We start from the raw sequence: 19,228 nt of genomic DNA on the forward strand, positions 1-19,228 counted from the left end.
GGGCGGGGGCCGGGCTTGTTCCGGCCCGGCCTGCGACATGCGGTCAGCCGATGGCGCGGTCCCGCGTCTCGGTCCGCACCAGCGTCAGGGCCAGCGCGGCCAGGATCAGCAGCAGCGCGAAGCTGCCGATGGCCAGGCCGAACCCCTGCATGAAGACCACCGCCAGCAGGCTGGGCGCCAGGATGCCGCCCAAGCGCGCCATGGCCCCCGCCGTGCCCATGCCGGTGCCGCGCAGATGCGTGGGATAAAGCTCGGGCGTCAGCGCATAGAGCGCCCCCCAAGTCCCCAGCAGCGCGAAGCTCATGACGATCAGGGCTGTGGCGACCATGACCGGCCCCGTGGCCAGCGCGAATAGGCCGCATCCCGCCGCCGACAGGATCAGGAACCCGGTCAGGGTCGGCTTGCGGCCCACCGCCTCGACGCCCCAGGCGGCCAGCGCATAGCCAGGGACCTGGGCCAGGGCCAGCACGACCAGAAAGCCATAGCCGCGCACGAAGCCGAACCCCTCGGTCGCCAGCTGCCCCGGCACCCAGACAAAGACCCCGTAATAGGACAGCGACACCAGGAACCAGACCGACAGCACCCCCACCGTCAGGCGGCGCAGCGGCGCGGCCATGATCGACCGGGCGGCGCCTTCGGGGACCGGGGCGGGCTTCAGGTGGACATGGGGCGGCAGGGGGTCCGCGCCGTTCACGCGCAGCACCTGGTCGATGACGGCCCGCGCCTCGGCCTGGCGGCCCTTGCGGACCAGATACATCGGGCTTTCCGGGATCCAGAAGCGCAGAAAGAACCCGATCAGCGCGGGCAGCGCCGCGACCAGAAAGATCCAGCGCCACGGCGCATCGGCCCCCCAGCTGGCCGCGGCCCAGGCCGTCAGGGCGACGACGATGGTGCCCACGGCCCAGAACCCCTCCAGCCAGACCAGCCAGCGGCCGCGGTTCCGGGGCGGCAGGAATTCCGCCATCATCGCGTAGTCGACGGGCAGCGTGCCGCCCACCGCCACCCCGGTCAGAAAGCGCAGCACCAGCAGCCAGGTTAAATCCCCCGCCAGCACCGATGCCAGGCCAAAGACCGCATCCATCGCGACGGTCCCCACCAGCACCCATTTGCGCCCGATCCGGTCGGCCAGCCGCCCGAAGAGGAACGCCCCCGCGAACATGCCCAGAAAGAACACCGTCCCGATCTGCAGCGCCGTCACCCGGTCCAGCCCGAAGGTCACCGCGACCGAGGGCGCGGCGAATCCCACCGCGATGACCTGCATGGCATCCGCCGCCCAGACCATCCCGAAGATCCCCAGCAGGCGCCACTGGAATCGCCCCGTGCCGCCGCGCGTCAGGGCCTCGTCGATGGTCAGCTTCATTCCCCCGCCCCCCCTGCCGGCCGCCTGTCGGGTTCCTGCATAACGGCTGCGGCCCATAGCGCAAGCCCGGGGCCCATTGTGACCGCCCGCCCCCGCGGATAGGCTCCGCCCGCAAAGGAGACGCCCCATGTTCACCATCGCCACCTGGAACATCAATTCGGTCCGCCTGCGCGAGGGGCTGGTCGCGCGGTTCCTGGAGGAGGAGGGTCCCGACGTCCTGTGCCTGCAGGAATGCAAGGCGCCGGTGGACAAGATCCCGCTGACCCGCTTCGCGGAGCTGGGCTATCGCCATATCGTCGCGCGCGGCCAGAAGGGCTATAACGGCGTGGCCATCCTGTCGCGCCTGCCGCTGGAGGATGCGGGCGACCGCGACTATGCCCGGCTCGGCCATGCGCGCCATGTCTCGGCCCGGCTGCCCAATGGCGTGGTGATCCACAACATGTATGTCCCCGCCGGCGGCGACGTCCCCGACCGCACCGTGAACGAGAAATTCGGCCAGAAGCTGGATTTCCTGACCGAGATGCGCGACGTCTTCCGCGCCGACCGGCCCGAACGCGCGATCCTGGTGGGCGATCTGAACATCGCGCCCGGCGAGGACGACGTCTGGTCGCACAAGCAGCTGTTGAAGATCGTCAGCCACACGCCGATCGAGGTCCAGCACCTGACCGACGCGCAGGAGGCCGGGGGCTGGGTGGACGTGACCCGCAAGGACATCCCCCAAGGCAAGCTCTACAGCTGGTGGTCCTATCGCGCGCGGGACTGGGACGCGGCGGACAAGGGGCGGCGGCTGGACCATATCTGGGCCAGCGGCGACATCGCGGGCGCGGCCCATTCCAGCCGCATCCTGCGCGCGCTGCGCGGATGGGACCAGCCCAGTGACCATGTCCCGGTCCTGGCCAGCTTCGACCTGTGACAGCGGGGGGCCTTTCGCGCGGCCCGCGAAAGCCCCATATTGAATCCCGACAGATCAATACGGACCCGGTGACCCATGACCATGCTTTTCGACGGCAACCCCGCCCCCGGCAAGACCGACGACTTCATCAAGGACGTGACCGAGGCGGATTTCATGGCCGAGGTGGTCGAGGCCTCGATGCAGGTCCCGGTCATCGTCGATTTCTGGGCACCCTGGTGCGGGCCGTGCAAGACGCTCGGCCCCGCGCTGGAGGCCGAGGTGGCCCGCCACAAGGGCCGCGTCCGCATGGCCAAGGTCAATGTGGACGAAAACCAGATGATCGCGGGCCAGTTGCGGGTCCAGTCGATCCCCACCGTCTATGCCTTTTTCCAAGGCCAGCCGGTCGATGCCTTCCAAGGCGCGCTGCCCGCCAGCCAGATCAAGCAGTTCGTCGACAAGCTGGCCGCCATGTCCGGCGATGACGGTGGCCTGGCCGATGCGCTGGCCGCGGCCGAGCAGATGATCGAGGATGGCGAGGCCGCCGACGCGGTCGAGACCTTCACCGCCATCATCGGCGAGCTGCCCGACAGCCCGGAGGCCTGGGGCGGGCTGATCCGCGCCCATCTGGCCGCGGGCGATGCCGCCGCCGCCGCATCGACCCTGACCCAGGTGCCCCAGCCCCTGACCGGCAGCGGCCCCGTCGAGGCCGCGCGCGCCCAGCTGCAGCTGGCCCAGCAGGCTGAAAGCGCCGGCCCCCTGGACGACCTGGCCGCCCGGGTCCAGGCCGATCCCGCCGATCAGCAGGCCCGTCTGGACTATGCCCAAGCCCTGACTGCCGCCGGCCGGATCGAGGAGGCCGTGGACATCCTGCTGGACAGCTTCCGCCGCGACCGCGACTGGAACGACGGCGCGGCCAAGGCGCAGCTCTTGACCATCTTCGACAGCCTCAAGCCCACCGATCCGATCAATCAGAAGGGGCGGCGGCGGCTGTCCTCGCTGATCTTCGCCTGAGTGCCATGGCGCTGCGTTTCGACCTGCCCGACCGCATTCCGCTGTTCCCGCTGCCCGACGCGGTGCTGATGCCCCGCGCGCGCCTGCCGCTGCACATCTTCGAGCCGCGCTATCTGCAGATGCTGGAGGATGTGCTGAAGACCGATCACCGCCTGATCGGCATGATCCAGCCCGAGGGCGAGGGCCTGTCGGCCATCGGCTGCGCGGGCCGGGTGGTGGCGTTTTCGGAAACCGATGACGGGCGGCTGATGATCTCGCTCGGGGCGGTGTCGCGGTTCCGCCTGATCGAGCTGCAGGAGGGGTTCGCCCCCTATCTGCAGGCGCGGGTGGACTGGTCGTCCTTCGCCCGCGACACCGGCGGCCCCGAGACCGATCCCGGCCTGGATCGCGGCGGGCTGTTCGACCTGTTGGACCGGTTCATGCAGATGCGCGCCCTGTCCACCGATTGGGACGCCGCCGCCAAGGCCGAGGACGAATTGCTGATCAATTCGCTGTCGATGATGCTGCCCTTCGGCCAGGGCGACAAGCAGGCGCTGCTGGAATCCCCCACCCTGTCGGACCGGCGCGAATTGCTGGTCGGGCTGATCGAATTCGCCCTGCATGGCGGGGAAAACGAGGAACGACTGCAATGACCGACACGCCCGGATTCGACCGCCACATGCTGGAGGCGCTGGTCTGCCCCGTGACCCATGCCACGCTGCGCTATGACGCGGCGGCGGGCGAGCTGATCTCAGAGGCGGCGGGGCTGGCCTTTCCGATCCGGTCGGGCATCCCCATCATGCTGGTGGACGAGGCCCGCCAGATCCGCGCCGACTGACCCCGCGCGGTGAGTTTGGACCCACGCCCCGTGCCCTTTCCCCGGGTCGGCCGCCCGGCCGGTCCGCCGCGCCTACCCTTCTGGGCGGTCGCGGTCATCGCCGCCTGCTGCCTGGTCGAGGCCGCGCTGTGGATCGCGCCCCTGCTGGGCTTTGCCGATGCACGCCAGATCGCGATGTTTCTAGGCGCCTTCTGGTCGCCGCTGTTCTGGGGCGGGGCGGGGATCTATCCGGGGCAGGTCGCGGCGATGTTTCTGACCTATGGCCTGCTGCATGGGGGGCCGCTGCATCTGGCGATGAACATGATCTCGCTGGTGGCGGTGGGGCGCGAGGTGACGCGGCTGATGGGGCCGTGGCGGTTCGCGGTGGTCTATGCCGCCAGCCAGATCGGCGGCGCGCTGGCCTTCGCCTGGCTGCAGCCGCAGGCCGGGCCGATGATCGGCGCATCGGGCGCGGTCTTCGGCGTGGCGGGCGCGCTGGTCGTGCAGGCGGGGCTGACCCTGCGGCGGCGCCAGCGTTCGACCCGTCCCTTGGTGCGGGCGGTCGTGCTGATCCTGGGGCTGAACGTGGCGCTGACCGTGCTGATGCCCTCAATCGCGTGGGAGGCGCATCTGGGCGGCGCCGTGACCGGCATCGTCCTGGCCTTGGTGCTGGGCGGTCGCCGGGTCTGACCGGCGCAGCATCCGGGCCAGTTCCGGCAGGGTCCGGTCGCCATCCGACGCGGCCGCGCCCTGCAGCACGGCGGCGATGCCTTGGGCGATGCGGTCCTCGGCCCCGGCCTCGGCCGACATCTGCAGGTGATAATCCAGGTCCTTGGCGGCATTGGCGATGGAAAAGGGCATGGCCCCGCGATCGCCGCGGGTCAGGAAGGGCGTGATCCGGTCCAGCGCCACGCCCGCCCCGCCCCCCGCGGCCAGCACCTCGACCAGGGTCTCGGGCGCGATGCCCGCATCCGTGGCCTGGGCCGCCGCCTCGGACAGCAGCGACAGAAACCCGACCGAGACGAAATTGTGCAGCAGCTTCATCCGGTGCCCCGACCCCAAGGGGCCGACATGGCGGATGTTTTCGGCGAAACAGCCCAGCACGGCGCGCATGCGGTCCAGCACCGCGCCGTCCCCCCCGACCAGCAGGTTCAGCCGCCCCTCATGCGCCTCGCGCGCGGTGCGGGTCATGGGCGCGTCTAGATAGCGCGCCCCCGCCCGCGCCACCAGCGACCACATCCGCAGCGTGGAATCCGGAAGGGCGGTGGAACAGTCGACGACCACCGCGCCCGGCGCCAGCCCCGCGATGACGCCCTCGGGGCCAGTCAGCACCGCCTCGACCTGGGGCGATCCGGTCACGCAGAGGATCACCGCATCCGCCCCCCGCGCCACGTCCCGCGCCGTCGCGCAGGCCTGCCCGCCGAGCGAGATGATCTCATCCGCGGGGCGGTTGCCGGGATGGTCCAGATAGCGCAGCCGGTGCCCCCGCAAGGCCAGGTTGCGCGCGATGCCATGGCCCATATGGCCCAGCCCGATCAACCCCAGTTGCGCCATGCGTCCCCCTACCTGTCAGTCCGTGTTGATCCAGACGGCCTTGCTGTCCAGGAATTCGTCCAGATGTTCGATCCCGCCCTCGCGGCCATGGCCGGATGCCTTGACCCCGCCGAAGGGCACGGCCGGGTCGATGGCGTGATACATGTTGACCCAGACCGTCCCCGCCCGCAGCCGCCGCGCCAGCTTGTGCGCCGTGCCCAGATGCGTGGTGAAGACCCCCGCCGCCAGCCCGTAGGGGGTGGCATTGGCGCGGGTCACGACCTCGTCCAGATCGTCGAAGGGCAGGGCGGACAGGACCGGGCCAAAGATCTCCTCGCGCGCGATGGTCATGTCGTCGGCCACATCGGCAAAGACGGTGGGCTGAAAGAAATGCCCGCCCGCAAGCCCCGGCCCCTCGGCGCGGGCGCCGCCGGTCAGCAGGCGCGCGCCTTGGGCCAGGCCCCGGTCCAGATAGCCTTGCACCCGGTCCGCCTGACGCGCCGAGATCAGCGGCCCGATCTCGGTCGCGGGGTCCAGGCCCGGGCCGATGCGCAGGGCGGCGGCTTGATCGGCCAGGCGCGACAGCACCTCGTCCTGGATCTCGCGCGCGACGAAAAGGCGCGAGCCCGCGATGCAGATCTGGCCGGAATTGGCAAAGACCGCCATGGCCGCGATGGGGATGGCCCGGTCCAGATCCGCGTCGCGGCAGAGGATGACGGGCGATTTCCCCCCCAGCTCCAGCGAGACGCGGCGCAGGTTGCCCGCCGCCGCCTGCGCGATGGCCCGGCCCGTGCCGGTCGATCCGGTGAAGGCCACGCGGTCCACGTCGGGATGGGCGGCCAAGGCGGCCCCCGCCTCGGGGCCGAGGCCCGTCACCACGTTCAGCACCCCCGGCGGCAGGCCGCAATCCTGCATGATGCGGGCCAGCATCAGCACGGTCAGCGAGGCCTCCTCGGACGGTTTCAGCACGACCGTGCAGCCGGTTGCCAAAGCGGGGGCGATCTTCCACACCGATCCCGCGATGGGGGCGTTCCACGGGATGATCGCGCCGATCACGCCCAAGGGTTCGCGCACCGTCCAGGACCGGATGTCGCCAGGAAAGGAATTGGGGATGGTCAGCCCGTGGATCGCCACCGCTTGGCCCGCATAGAACCGCAGCATCCCCAGCACCCGGCGGCTGTTGGCCAGGCTGCGCTGGATGGGCATGCCCATGTCCAGCGTGTCGGACAGGCACAGGTCCTGCCATTCGGCCTCGACCCGGTCGGCGATGCGCAGCAGCAGGGCCTGCCGCTCGAAGGGGGTAAAGCGCGACCACGGCCCCTCGAAGGCGCGGCGGGCGGCGGCCACGGCGCGGTCGATGTCCGCGCTGTCCGCGCGCGGCACAGTGGCCAGCAGGCGGCCATCGGCGGGGTTGCGGGCCTCGATCACGGCGCCGGACCGGGCATCGGTCCAGTCGCCGTCGATCAGCATCCGGCGGTGGCCGCCGTCATACAACTCGGCGGCGCGGGCGGTCCAGTCGGTCATGCCGCGTCTCCGCCATCCATGGGCCAGGGGCGGGACGGCGGGGCGATGCGCTCCCAGGCCCGCGCAACGCGCAGCACGCCCAGATCGTCGAAGCGCCGCCCCGCGATCTGCAGCCCGATGGGCACGCCCGCATCGTCAAAGCCGCAGGGCACCGAGACCGCAGGCTGTTCGCCCAGGTTGAAGGGCATGGTGAAGCCGATATGGTCCATCGTCCGCGACACGTCGTCGTCGCAGGGACAGCCCCATTCCGCCGGAAAGGCGGTATTGGGCGAGACCGGCGACAGGATCGCGTCGAACCGCGCGGTGACGGCGGCGGTCAGGCGGCGGATCTCGACAGTGGCGGCGTAATCGCGATAGACATCCTCGCCGCTGCGGCCCAGGCCGCGATCGGCCCAGTCCAGGATGCGCGGCAGGATGCGCGCGCGCCGGTCGGGGGGCATGGCGGACAGCTCGACCCCGGCCCGGGTCTGCCAGAAGCGGTCCACATGGGCCAGCAGGTCCGGCGTCAGCCAGGGATCGACGGGCAGGATGCGGGCGCCCGCGCGCTCCATCGCGGCGGCGGCGCGGGCGATGGCGTCGCGGACCTGGGGATCGACGGGCATCCCGCAGCCCGCATCCATCTGCAGCCCGATGGTCAGGCCCGCCAGGTCGCGGTCCAGGTCCAGCCAGTCGATCGCCTGCGCGGGCAGGTCCATGTGGTCGCGCGGATCGGGCCGCGCCAGCACCGCCATGGCCATGGCGGCATCGGTGACGGTGCGCGTCATCGGCCCCGCCGCCCGGCCCATGAAGGGCGGATCGATGGGGATGCGGCCCAGGCTGGGCTTGACCCCCACCAGCCCGCACCAGGCCGCCGGCAGCCGGATCGAGCCGCCGATATCCGTGCCTAGATGGATCGGGCCTGTCCAGCTTTCCCCGCCGGCCCCGCAACCCGTGGAACACCGCCATGACCCCCGCGCTGGACCCGCCGGGGTTCATGGCGGTGTTCCACGGGTTGCGGGTCAGGCGGTGAAAGCTGGACAGGCCCGATGACAGCATCCCCAGATCGGGCATGGTGGTATGGCCGACAAAGACCGCCCCCGCCTCGCGCAGGCGGGCGGTGGGGGGGGCGTCCTCGGTCCGGGGCGTCAGGTCCGATGCGGCGCAGCCCAGGGGCATGGGCAGGCCGCGCGTGGCGATGTTTTCCTTGATGGTCACGGGCACGCCGTCCAGCGTCACGCCGCCCACCCGGATCGGATCGCCCGCGTGCCAGCGGGCCTCGGCGGCCCGCGCGGCCGCCATCGCGGCGTCGCGGTCCTGGTGCCAGATGGCGGCGATGCGCGGCTCGCAGGCGTCGATCCGGTCCAGCACGTCGCGGGTCACCTCGACCGGGGACAGATCGCCCCGTTCGAACCCCGCGACCATCTGCGCCGCGCTCAGCGCATTCGTTCCCGCCATGACCGATCCCCTGTTGCATGCCGTATCGCTGTGCGATATGCTTGTATTGATAACGATAATCCGCGCCCCCGCGCCTCGTCAAGCGATCCTGCATGAGCGACATCTCCCGCCCGGTCCTGCCGCCCGTTCCCACGCCCCCGCCCGCCGATGACGCGCTGTTCGTCGATGCCATCGCGCGCGGCTTTCAGGTCCTGTCGGCCTTTCACGGCGCCTCGGGGCCCCTGTCCCTGGGCGAGATCGCGTCCCGCAGCGGGCTGGGCCGCAGCGCGGTGCAGCGCATCGTGCATACGTTGCGCCATCAGGGATATCTGCGCCGCGACCCGCAGGATCGCGGCTATCTGCCGGGCCTGCGCCTGCTGGATCATGCGCTGGACTATCAGCGGCTGGACCCCCAGATCGCCCGCGTCCTGCCCGTGCTGATGGAGCTGCGCCGCGAAACGGGCGAGCGGGTGGATTTCAGCCTGCGCGACGATCTGCGGCTGGTCTATGCGCTGCGCTTCCAGTCCAAGCGCGGCTTCTATTCGGCATCGCTGATCGGGACCAGCGTGCCGCTTTATTGCACGGCGGGGGGGCGGGCGGTGCTGTCGCGCCTGCCCCGCCCCGATGCCGAGGCGCTGCTGGCGCGGTCCACGCTGCTGCCCTATTCGCAGCGCACCCTGACCGATCCGCAGGCGATCATGGCCGAGGTCGACCTGGCCCGCGAGCAGGGCTATGCCTTGGCCCAACAGCAGATCGTCGCCGGAGAGATCGCCCTGGGCGTCGCCGTCCTGGATGCGGCGGGCCTGCCCTTGGGCGCCATCCACATCGCCGGATCGCTTGGCGAATGGGATGCCGAAGGCTTCGCGCGCAGCTTCGCCGCCTTAGCCATGAGCGCTGCGGGCGCGCTGAACGCCCGCTGACATTCAGGCGATCCGGGTCAGCAGGCCCGCGGCCAGGCGCGCGCGTTCGACCAGGCTGGCGGTGTCGATATGTTCGTCCAGCGTGTGCAGGCCCCGGCCCCGGACGCCGATGCTGTCCAGCGTCGGCACCCCCATCGCGCCGGTGAAGTTCCCGTCCGACCCGCCCCCGGCCCGGTCCGAGGTCAGGTCGAACCCGATCCGACCGGCCAGATCCTGCGCCAGATCCAGCAGCGCCATGGTCCCGGGCTGCGGTTCCCAGACCGGGCGGGTGACGCCACGGGTCACGATAAATTCGACCCCGCCCTCGACCCCCTGCAGGTCCCGCATGGCGGCGACGCCGCGGTCCAGATCCTCCTGGGTCTTGGCCATGGACAGGACCTCGGCCCGGCATTCCGAGGCCACGCAGTTCACCCATTGCCCGGCATGGATGACGCCCACCGAGAATGTGCAATCCTCGGTCGTCATCGCCTCGATCTGCAGGATGCGGCGCGCCATGGCGGCGATGGCGGATCGTCCGTCCTTCAGCGCCCAGCCCGCATGGCTGGGCCGCCCCTGCGTCACCAGATCGAATCGCGCGATGGCATAGCGTCCGATCACCGCGCCCCCATCGGGCAGCGCCGGTTCGGGGACCAGCACGGCGCGCTGGCCGCGTGCGGCATCCTCGATCAGACCGCGCGTGGCGGGGGTGCCCACCTCCTCGTCGGGGGTGAAGAGGAAGGTCACCGGCAGGGGCGTGGTCATGCCAGACCGCGCGATCTGGCGCATCGCCTCCAGAAAGACGTAATTGCCGCCCTTCATGTCCATGATGCCCGGCCCCCAGGCCTTGCCGTCGGCCACCCGGAAAGGCAGCTTGTCCAGCGTGCCCACGGGATGGACCGTGTCCATATGGCCCGACACAAGGATCCCCGGCTGGCCCTGAATGGGATGCGGGAAGGTGGCGCGGATCGAGGTGCCGAAGCCCTTGGTCCCCGGCACGGTTTCCACCGCAGCACCTGCCTCGGCCAGATCGCGCGCGGCCAGATCCATCATCCGGCTGACGGCGGCGGCGTCCCAGGTGGGGCTTTCGCATTCGACCCAAGGACGCAGGCCCGCCAGCATCGCGTCCGTGTCGAAGGGCAGGTCCAGCGCGCTCATGCCGCCACCGGCAGGCGGCGTTCGATCAGCCGGGCATAGATGGATGCGCCGACCGGCAGCACCGCCTCGTCCAGCACGAAGCCCGGATTGTGCAGCGGCATGGTCCCCGCATGGCCCACGCGCCCGTAAGCGCCGGGCACGATCTGCAGCATGTCGGCGAAATCCTCGGAGCCCGTGGCGGGTTCGTCGCCGTCCAGCACGGCATCCGCGCCCAGCACGTCGCGCGCGGCCTCGATCCAGGCATCCGACAGGGCGGGATCGTTCATCAGCACGTCGAAGACGTTGCGCAGATCGACCGTGATCTCGACCCCATAGGCCTGGGCCATCCCGGCGCAGATCTCGCGCATGCGGGTCTGGGCCATCTCGATCACCTCGGGCTTGAAATAGCGGATCGTGCCGGCCAGCGTCGCGGTCTGGGGCACCACGTTATAGGCGCTGCCCGAATGGATCTGGGTTACCGACAGCACACAGGTGTCCAAGGGCGCCAGGTTGCGGCTGACGATGGTCTGCAATTGCCCCACCAGCGCCGAGGCGATGACCAGCGCGTCGCGCGACTGATGCGGCATGGCGGCATGGCTGCCCTTGCCCTGCACGGTGATGTCGAAGAAGGACGCCCCCGCCATCGCGGCGCCCCGGCACAGCGCCGCCGTCCCCGGCCGCCCGTTCGGGCTGTTGTGCAGGCCGTAGACCTCGTCCACCGGAAAGCGGTCGAACAGCCCCTCGGCGATCATGCCGCGCGCGCCGCCCAGCCCCTCCTCGGCGGGCTGGAAGATGAAAACCGCGGTGCCGTCGAAATTGCGGCTGGCGGCCAGATATTGCGCGGCGCCCAGCAGCATCGTCGTATGCCCGTCATGGCCACAGGCATGCATGGTGCCGGGCGTGGTCGAGGCATGGTCCAGCCCCGTCGCCTCTTGGATCGGCAGGGCGTCCATATCGGCGCGCAGGCCCACGCGGCGGTTGCCCATGCCCCGCCCGCGCAGGATGCCCACGACGCCGGTTTTCGCCACGCCCTCATGCACCTCGTCAAAGCCCCAGTCCCGCAGCTTTCCCGCGACGATGGCGGCGGTGCGGGTCTCCTCGAATCCCAGTTCGGGATGGGCGTGCAGGTCGCGGAAGATGGCGGTCAGGTCGGGGGCTGTGGCGTCGATCTCAGGCAGGTTCGGCATGGGGCAGTCCTTGCATCTCGCGGAAGTTCTGGAAATCCCAGGATCGGCCGGGTGCGGCCTCGATCAGGGCACGGGTATAGGGATGGGCGGGGGCGGCCAGCACCTGGCCCGCAGGCCCGTGTTCGACCACCGCGCCGCGCTGCATGACGATCACCTCGTCGCAGATCTGGGCGGCGACGCGCAGATCATGGGTGATGAAGACGATGGCGATGCCCAGATCGCGCTGCAACTGGTCCAGCAGATCCAGCACCTGCACCTGCACCGACACGTCCAGCGCCGACACGGCCTCGTCGGCCACCAACACTTCGGGGCGCATCATGACCGCGCGGGCAATGGCGATGCGCTGGCGCTGCCCGCCGGAAAACTGATGCGGATAACGGCGCAGCGCGTCCTCGGGCAGGCCCACGACGCCCATCAGGCGGGCGGCCTCGGCCATGGCCTCGCGGCGCGGTGTGCCATAGTTCAGCGGCCCCTCGATCAGGCTTTCGCCCACCGTCCAGCGCGGATTCAGGGACCGCATCGGGTCCTGGAACACCACCTGCAATTTGCGGCGATGCGGGCGCAGGGCGGCGCGGGACAGGGGCGCAATATCGGCATCGTCCAGCATGATCCGCCCCGAGGAGGGCTCGATCAGCCGCATGATGCAGCGCGCCACAGTGGATTTTCCCGACCCGCTTTCGCCCACGATCCCCAAGGTGCGGCCCGGCGCCAGGGCGAAGGTCACATCCTTGGCCGCATGGGCCTGGGGCAGCTTGCGCAGGATGCCGCCGCCGCCATAGACCTTGTTCAACCGCTCGACCCGCAGGACCGGATCGCCCCCCGCCGCCCGCGCGGGACGCGGCGCAAGGCTGGGCACGGCGCGCAGCAGCTTTTGCGTGTAATCGGCCTTGGGGGCGCGCAGCAGGGTCTCGACGGGGCCATGTTCGACGATCGCGCCCTGCTTCATCACATAGACCGTGTCGGCGATCTCGGCGACCACGCCCATGTCATGGGTGATGAACAGCACCGCCGTGCCATGGTCGCGCTGCAATTCGTCGATCAGCGACAGGATCTGCTTCTGCGTGGTCACGTCCAGCGCGGTCGTGGGTTCGTCCGCGATCAGCAGCGCGGGCTCCAGCACCAAGGCCATGGCGATCATGATCCGCTGGCGCTGGCCGCCCGACAGCTGATGCGGATAGGACCGGAAGATGCGCTCGACATCGGGCAGATGCACCTGCTCCATGATGGCGATGGCGCGGCGGCGCCGTTCGGCGGCGGAATGGCGGGTGTGCAGCTCCATCACCTCCATGATCTGATCGCCGACGCGCAGGACGGGGTTCAGGGCGGTCATGGGTTCCTGAAAGATCATCGCCACGCGGGCCGCGCGCAGATCGCGCATCTGGGCCTGCGACAAGGGCAGCAGGTCGCGGCCCTGCAGGGCGATCGTGCCGCCCCGGACCTGCAAGGCCTGCGGCAAGAGCCCCATGATCGCCAGCGAGGTCACGGATTTGCCGGACCCGGATTCCCCCACCAGGCAGACCGTCTCGCCCGCGCGGATGGTCACGTCGATCCCCGACAGCACCGCCGGATCGCCCGGCGTATCGGGCAGGGTCACGGTCAGGCCCTCGGTCTGCAGGACCACCTCGGCTGCGTCGAAATTGCCGGTCTTGAAGCGCATCAGCCCGCCCTCTTCTTCAGCCGTGGGTCCAGCATGTCGCGCGCGGCATCCCCCAGCAGGTTGATCGACAGGATGCAGAGCGACAGCGCAATGCCGGGATAGAGGATCAGCTCCGGCTTGATGCGGAAGAACTGCCGCCCCTCGGCCATGATGTTGCCCCAGGTGGGGGTTTCCGTGCTGACGCCCGCGCCCAGAAAGGACAGGATCGCCTCGGTCAGGATGGCGGATGCCAGGATATAGGTGCCCTGCACGATCAGGGGCGCCGTCGTGTTGGGGACCAGATGCCGGATCAGGATCTTGCGCATCGGCGTGCCAAGCGCGATGGCGGCCTCGACATAGGGTTCCTCGCGCGCGGACAGGATGACGGCGCGGACCAGACGGACCACGCGCGGGATCTCGGGGATGGTGATGGCGGCGATGACCGACCCGACGGACGGCCCGTTCAGCGCCACCAGCGCGATGGCCAGCAGGATCGAGGGGATCGCCATCAGCGCATCCATCGCCCGCATGATGATCGCATCCGCGGTGCGGAAGAAGCCCGCCACCAGCCCGATCACCAGGCCGAGCGCCACGGCCACGACCGCCGTGGCGATGCCGATGATCAGCGATAGCTGGCCGCCGATCAGCACCCGGCTGAAGATGTCGCGCCCGAAATTGTCGGTGCCGAGCGGGTGGCCCGGCTGTGGGCCCTGCAGGCGGACCATCGGGTTCATGGCCAGCGGATCATGCGGCGCGATCCAGCCCGCCAGCAGCGTCAGCAGGACGATGACCGCCAGGATCAGCGCCGCCAGTTTCGCGCCCAGACCGAATTGCGGCAGGCGCAGCGCGCGCAGCACGGGCTGCATCGCGGATGTGGGTTGCGGGATCTGTGCCATCAGTAGCGGATCCTTGGGTCAAAGAGGCTGTAGCTGAGGTCGATCAGCAGGTTCACCAGCACATAGAGGAAACTGGTCAGCAGGATCATCGCCTGGATCACCGGATAATCCCGCGCCAGGATCGCATCGACCGTAAGGCGGCCCACGCCGGGGATGTTGAAGACGGTTTCCGTGACCACCACGCCCCCGATCAGCAGCGCAAAGCCCGTGCCGATCACCGTCAGGATCGGCACGGCGGCATTCCGCAGCGCATGGCGGAACAGCACCCGGCGTTCCGGGGCGCCCTTGGCGCGGGCGGTGCGGATGTAATCCTCGCCCAGCACGTCCAGCATGTTGGCGCGCGTCATCCGCGCGATCAGCGCGACATAGATCGTGGACAGCGTCAGCGCGGGCAGGAAGGCGGTGGACAGAAACGCCCCCAGCCCCGCGGACAGGGGCCGGAAGCCCTGGACCGGGAACCAGCCCAGCTGCAGCGAGAAGACCAGGATGAACAGATAGCCGATCACGAAGACCGGCACCGAAAAGCCCAGCACCGAAAACGTCATCACCGCGTAATCGGCGGCGCTGCGATGCTTCCACGCGGCCAGCACCCCCATCGGCACGGCCAGCGCCACCGACATCAGGATGGTCAGCACCGCGATGGACAGGGTCGGCCCGATCCGGTCCGCGACCATCGCCGCCACCGGCGTGTTCGAGATCAGCGACACGCCCAGATCGCCGCGCAGCAGCTGACCCACCCAGGTGATGAACTGGATGTGGATCGGGTCGTTGAGGCCCATCGCCTCGCGGATGCGTTCAAGCTGGGCGGGGGTGGCCATGTCACCCGCGATGATCGCCGCCGGATCGCCCGGCGTCAGGCGCAGCAGCAGAAAGACGAAGACCGCCACCAGCAGCATGACCGGAATCACCGCCAGAACGCGGCGCAGAACATAGCCCAGCATCGCAAGAACCCCCTGTCAGGTCGGCGGGGCGGCACGGGGCCGCCCCCTGATCGTCACTCGGACTTGGTGATGCCCCAGAAGACCGGGACCGGGCTGTCGATCATGTCGGTGATCGTGGTGCGGCGGGCCTGCGGCAGGGTGTATTGGCCCAGAGGGATCAGCAGGCCGTTCTCCAGCGCGTGATCCTGGATGCGGGCCGCGACCTCGGCCTGCGCCTCGGGCGTCTCGGCGTCGATATAGTCCTCCTTCAGCGCCTCGATCGCCTCGTCGGTGGGCCAGCCGAACCAGGCGTCATCGCCCCGCCCGCTGAGCATCGGGTTCGAGATCGGGTTCGAGATCTCGGGCACCATCCAGTTGGTGATGAAGATGTTCCAGCCGCCATCCGCAGGGGCCGCTTGGCTCGCGCGGCGCGTCACCAGCGTCTGCCAGTCCATCGGCTGCATGTCGACGGTGAAGCCCGCCTCGCGCAGCATCTGGGACACGACCACGGGCTGGGTCACCAAGGCGACCAGATCGGTCGGTGCCATGATGACGACGGGGGTGCCGTCATAGCCCGCCTCCTCCAGCAGGGCGCGGGCCTCGTCCGCGCCGCCGCCCTGGACCAGGGTCTCGGCCCCGCCATCGCTTTCCAGCGGCGTGCCGCAGCCCAGCACCGCGCCGCAGACCTGATAGTATTCGGGATTGCCGACCATCGCGGCCAGGATCGGTTCCTGCGTGACGGCCTTCAGCGCGGCCTGGCGGATCTGGGGGTTGTCGAAGGGCGGGTGCAGGAAGTTCATCCGCGTCATGGTCTGCATGCCGGTCGGCTCGCGCGTCTCCACCACGATGTCGGGATCACCCTCCAGCAGGGGGATCAGGTCGACCTGCATCGCCTCGATATAGTCGATCTCGCCGCTGGACAGCGCGTTCACGGCGGTCTGCACGTCGGGCATGTTGACCCATTCGACGCGGTCCACATTCACCACCTTGCCGCCCGCCATCCAGGAGGCGGGCTCGTCGCGGGGGACGTAATCCTCGAATTTCTCATAGACGACCTTCAGGCCGGGCTGGAATTCGGCCTCGTTGAAGGTGAAGGGGCCCGAGCCGACATATTCGGTGATCGCCTCGTCGGCGGGGGTTTCCGCCACGCGGGCGGGCATGATGAAGGGCGGGATGGCGGATTGCTTGGACAGCACGTCCAGCATCGGCACGAAGGGCTCGCTCAGCGTCCAGGTGATGGTGCGGTCGTCCGTGGCCTCCAGGCTCTCGGTGCGGTCCATGATGACCTGACCGCCCGCATCGCGCTGCGCCCACCGGTTCAGGGACGCGACCGCATCGGCGGCCGTGACGGGTTCGCCGTCATGGAAGACCAGCCCCTCGCGCAGGGTGAAGGTCCAGATCAGCCCGTCGTCGGAGGTGGTCCAGTCGGCCATCTGCGGCTGCGGCTGGAAGTCGCTGTCCTGCGCCACCAGCACGTCATAGATCATGTAGGCGTGGTTGCGGCTGATATGGGCGGTGGTGATGATCGGGTCCAGCACGCGCAGGCCCGAATGCATCACGGCGGTGATGGTGGTCTCGGCCCAGGCCGCGCCGGTCAGCATGGTCGAGGCAAGGAACGTCGCAGTCAGTCTGTTGAACATGATGTCCTCTCTGTTGAACGGATCCGCGGGGCGATCTTGGCGTCAGCCTTGCGCGGGGGGCGTGAAGGTCGGGCCGCCGGGTTCCAGCCGGATGCCGGGGCGAAGATGGCGGAAGGGCAGGCCGGCCGGGCTGACGGGCATCGGCCCGGGCGCGGCGCAGGTCAGGATATCCGCCGCGATGGGCGCGAAATCGGCGCGGAAATGGTTCGAGCTCTTGACGACCAGGATCGCCTGATCCTCGGGGACGATGCCCAGGAATCCGAACATCCGGCGGTCGGCCATCTGCGCCTTTTCCGAGGCGACGGCGATGCGCACGCCCCCGATCCGCAGACAGGCGCAGGGCCCCAGATCCAGATGCGCGCCGCCATAATAGGGGCCGGTCGCATGGCAGCGCCCGTCCGACAGCGCCTCGACGGTGAAGGATGCGGCGAAGGGCGCGTCGCCCGCGACGCCGGAGCGGCCGCCCAAGGCCAGGTCGATCACCGCCCCCTGCCCCGCGCGATGCGCCTCGGCCGCGGCGGCGGGATCGACGATCAGCCCGATCGCCGCATCGCGCGCATCCGCCGCGACCAGCGCGCGCAGCATGCCCGTCGTGTCGGAATCGCCCCCCGCGCCGGGATTGTCCTGGGTGTCCACCAGCACCACCGGCCCGCGCGGCGCGGCCATGGCGCGGGCCACGCCCTGATCCGGGGTCAGGCATTCCCCCCGGAAGGCGGGTTCGGCATCGGCGACGGCCCGGGCCAGCCGGTCGGCCCAGGCATCGGCCATTGCCGCATCATCGGCATAGGCGATGACCGAGGGCCCGCAATCGGCCACATCCGCCGCCGGAAAGCCCATGAAGACCGATGCGCCGACGCCTTGGGCCTCGGCCTCCTCCAGCAGGGCATAGATCCCCGCCGCGGGTTCGGTCGATGTCGCCTGCCAGGCGATGGGGATCAGGAAATCCAGCTGGCGAAAGGCCTTGGCCGGGCGCGCGCCGCCCATCAGCCGGTCCAGCGCCGCCGCGGCCCTGCGGCCGGTCAGCGCCATGTCGACATGGGGATAGGTGCGGAACCCCTCCATCTGGTCGGCGGCCTCGACCATCTGGGCGCTGATATTGCCGTGCAGGTCCAGCGCGGCCACCACCGGCACGTCGGGCCCCACCGCCGCGCGCACCCGGGCCAGCAGCCTGCCCTCCCCATCGGGCGCGCCCTCGGCCACCATCGCGCCGTGCAGGTCCAGAAACACCCCGTCCAGCGGGCCCAAGGCGGCCAGCCCCTCGACCAGCTCATCCGTGATCGCGCGGTAGCAGTCCGCCGTCACCGGCGCCGAGGGCACCGCCCCCGCCCAGATCACCGGCAGCAGGTCCCAGCCCCGTTCGCGCGCCGCGGCCAAGGCGCCGGCCACGGGCAGGTTCACGTCGCGGGCCCGGTCGATGATCTGCGCGCCCCGGCTCAGCGGCAGATAGCCGCCGCCCTGCAGGAATGCCTGAATGTCCGCCGGGCTGGGGGCGAAGGAATTGCTTTCATGGACAAAGCCGGCAAGGGCGACGCGGCGGGCGGGACGGGGCATGTGTATTGCTGTCCGATACGGTTGCATTGCATGCCGAGACTAAGCGTCGCGTCTTCGCCCTGTCAACGTCCGGCATCGGGACCGCGCATGAAAAGACGCGCGCCCCGGGGGACGCGCGTCGTCCGTGATCATCAATCGATCACTCGGCCAGTGCGGCCGCGTAGTTTTCCGACACCTGGTCCCAGTTCACGACATCCCACCAGGTCTCCAGATAATCGCCCCGGCGGTTGTTGTAGGTCAGGTAATAGGCGTGTTCCCACACGTCATTGCCCAGGATCGGCGTGCCCTGAACCTCGGCCACGTCCATCAGCGGATTGTCCTGGTTCGGGGTCGAGGTGACCTGCAGCTGGCCCGCATCATCCACGATCAGCCAGGCCCAGCCCGACCCGAACTGGCCCGCGCCGGCCTGTTCGAAGGCGCTGCGGAAGTCATCCTCCGATCCGAAGACGGCGGTGATCGCCTCGGACAGCTCGGACGACATCTCGCCGCGCTCGCCCTCGGGGGCCATCAGCTCCCAGAAGAAGGTGTGGTTCCAATGGCCGCCGGCGCTGTTGCGGACGCGGTCGGTCTGGGTGCTGGCGCTGGCCAGCAGGTCCTCGACTTGGGCATCCTCGGCGATGTCGCCATCGGCCACGGCGGAATTCAGGTTGTCGATGAAGGACTGGTGGTGGCGGCTGTGATGCAGCTCCATCGTCTCGGCATCGATCACCGGTTCCAGCGCGTCATAGCCATAGGGCAGTTCGGGCAGCGAGAAGGGGCCTTCCTGCTGGGCCAGCGCCGCGGCGGGCATCGTGCAGAGGGCGAGAACGGCAAGCGTGTTACGCATCGGGGTACCT

The 19,228-nt window shown here is 69.8% G+C and carries 18 protein-coding genes and 1 pseudogene; 6 read left to right on the forward strand and 13 right to left on the reverse strand.

Going from position 1 to position 19,228, the window contains the following annotated elements:
* Positions 1-43: 43 nt before the first annotated feature.
* On the reverse strand, positions 44-1,360 hold the full coding sequence (locus tag JHW48_RS15260) for an MFS transporter (protein ID WP_119885972.1): 1,317 nt from the start codon (positions 1,358-1,360) through the stop codon (positions 44-46).
* Between the two features lie 127 nt (positions 1,361-1,487).
* On the opposite strand from JHW48_RS15260, the gene JHW48_RS15265 reads away from it, so the two are divergent.
* The 5 genes from JHW48_RS15265 to JHW48_RS15285 all read left to right on the forward strand — a co-directional run bounded on the left by JHW48_RS15265 (position 1,488) and on the right by JHW48_RS15285 (position 4,749).
* On the forward strand, positions 1,488-2,273 hold the full coding sequence (locus JHW48_RS15265; RefSeq protein ID WP_119885971.1) for an exodeoxyribonuclease III: 786 nt from the start codon (positions 1,488-1,490) through the stop codon (positions 2,271-2,273).
* An 81-nt stretch (positions 2,274-2,354) separates the two neighbouring features.
* Positions 2,355-3,263 (forward strand): thioredoxin, encoded by a 909-nt coding sequence (gene trxA / locus JHW48_RS15270; protein WP_119885995.1) that lies wholly within the window; start codon positions 2,355-2,357, stop codon positions 3,261-3,263.
* Between the two features lie 5 nt (positions 3,264-3,268).
* Positions 3,269-3,895, forward strand: coding sequence for an LON peptidase substrate-binding domain-containing protein (locus tag JHW48_RS15275; protein ID WP_119885970.1), 627 nt, complete (start codon positions 3,269-3,271; stop codon positions 3,893-3,895).
* Positions 3,892-4,080: a Trm112 family protein gene (locus JHW48_RS15280; RefSeq protein WP_119885969.1), complete on the forward strand. Its 189-nt coding sequence runs from the start codon at positions 3,892-3,894 to the stop codon at positions 4,078-4,080. Before JHW48_RS15275 ends, JHW48_RS15280 begins: the two co-directional genes overlap by 4 nt.
* A gap of 9 nt (positions 4,081-4,089) precedes the next feature.
* A complete protein-coding gene (locus JHW48_RS15285; RefSeq protein WP_147388083.1) occupies positions 4,090-4,749 on the forward strand; it encodes a rhomboid family intramembrane serine protease in 660 nt (219 codons plus the stop codon).
* On the opposite strand, the gene JHW48_RS15290 is transcribed toward JHW48_RS15285, so the two are convergent.
* The 4 genes and pseudogenes from JHW48_RS15290 to JHW48_RS15305 form a co-directional block, all read right to left on the reverse strand.
* Positions 4,669-5,613, reverse strand: coding sequence for an NAD(P)-dependent oxidoreductase (locus JHW48_RS15290; protein WP_119885967.1), 945 nt, complete (start codon positions 5,611-5,613; stop codon positions 4,669-4,671). The genes JHW48_RS15285 and JHW48_RS15290 overlap by 81 nt on opposite strands.
* A gap of 15 nt (positions 5,614-5,628) precedes the next feature.
* Positions 5,629-7,116 (reverse strand): aldehyde dehydrogenase family protein, encoded by a 1,488-nt coding sequence (locus JHW48_RS15295; protein ID WP_119885966.1) that lies wholly within the window; start codon positions 7,114-7,116, stop codon positions 5,629-5,631.
* Positions 7,113-8,009, reverse strand: a complete 897-nt coding sequence (locus JHW48_RS15300) for an amidase family protein (protein ID WP_336390907.1) — start codon at positions 8,007-8,009, stop codon at positions 7,113-7,115. The genes JHW48_RS15295 and JHW48_RS15300 overlap by 4 nt, the downstream gene beginning before the upstream one ends.
* Before the next feature lie 106 nt (positions 8,010-8,115).
* Positions 8,116-8,550, reverse strand: a pseudogene (locus JHW48_RS15305) (amidase family protein); the annotation flags it as partial.
* A gap of 92 nt (positions 8,551-8,642) precedes the next feature.
* Between JHW48_RS15305 and JHW48_RS15310 the strand changes: the two are divergent.
* Positions 8,643-9,449, forward strand: coding sequence for an IclR family transcriptional regulator (locus JHW48_RS15310; RefSeq protein ID WP_119886020.1), 807 nt, complete (start codon positions 8,643-8,645; stop codon positions 9,447-9,449).
* Positions 9,450-9,452: 3 nt separating this feature from the next.
* Here JHW48_RS15310 and JHW48_RS15315 read toward each other — a convergent pair whose 3' ends face one another.
* The 8 genes from JHW48_RS15315 to JHW48_RS15350 form a co-directional block, all read right to left on the reverse strand.
* Positions 9,453-10,583 (reverse strand): M20/M25/M40 family metallo-hydrolase, encoded by a 1,131-nt coding sequence (locus JHW48_RS15315; RefSeq protein ID WP_119886019.1) that lies wholly within the window; start codon positions 10,581-10,583, stop codon positions 9,453-9,455.
* Positions 10,580-11,749 carry a M20 aminoacylase family protein gene (locus tag JHW48_RS15320; RefSeq protein ID WP_119886018.1) on the reverse strand — a complete coding sequence of 390 codons (1,170 nt, stop codon included), beginning with the start codon at positions 11,747-11,749 and terminating at the stop codon, positions 10,580-10,582. The genes JHW48_RS15315 and JHW48_RS15320 overlap by 4 nt, the downstream gene beginning before the upstream one ends.
* The gene (locus JHW48_RS15325; protein WP_119886017.1) at positions 11,733-13,406 is read right to left on the reverse strand and encodes an ABC transporter ATP-binding protein; all 1,674 of its coding nucleotides are present in this window, start codon (positions 13,404-13,406) and stop codon (positions 11,733-11,735) included. The genes JHW48_RS15320 and JHW48_RS15325 overlap by 17 nt, the downstream gene beginning before the upstream one ends.
* The gene (locus tag JHW48_RS15330; protein WP_119886016.1) at positions 13,406-14,281 is read right to left on the reverse strand and encodes an ABC transporter permease; all 876 of its coding nucleotides are present in this window, start codon (positions 14,279-14,281) and stop codon (positions 13,406-13,408) included. The genes JHW48_RS15325 and JHW48_RS15330 overlap by 1 nt, the downstream gene beginning before the upstream one ends.
* Positions 14,281-15,222, reverse strand: coding sequence for an ABC transporter permease (locus JHW48_RS15335; protein ID WP_119886015.1), 942 nt, complete (start codon positions 15,220-15,222; stop codon positions 14,281-14,283). The genes JHW48_RS15330 and JHW48_RS15335 overlap by 1 nt, the downstream gene beginning before the upstream one ends.
* A gap of 53 nt (positions 15,223-15,275) precedes the next feature.
* Positions 15,276-16,841, reverse strand: coding sequence for an ABC transporter substrate-binding protein (locus tag JHW48_RS15340; protein WP_119886014.1), 1,566 nt, complete (start codon positions 16,839-16,841; stop codon positions 15,276-15,278).
* 42 nt (positions 16,842-16,883) lie between these two features.
* Positions 16,884-18,392: a M81 family metallopeptidase gene (locus JHW48_RS15345; RefSeq protein WP_119886013.1), complete on the reverse strand. Its 1,509-nt coding sequence runs from the start codon at positions 18,390-18,392 to the stop codon at positions 16,884-16,886.
* A 139-nt stretch (positions 18,393-18,531) separates the two neighbouring features.
* Positions 18,532-19,218, reverse strand: a complete 687-nt coding sequence (locus JHW48_RS15350; protein WP_119886012.1) for a superoxide dismutase — start codon at positions 19,216-19,218, stop codon at positions 18,532-18,534.
* Positions 19,219-19,228 lie beyond the last annotated feature (10 nt).

This window comes from Paracoccus aestuarii (genome assembly GCF_028553885.1).
GTDB lineage: Bacteria > Pseudomonadota > Alphaproteobacteria > Rhodobacterales > Rhodobacteraceae > Paracoccus > Paracoccus aestuarii.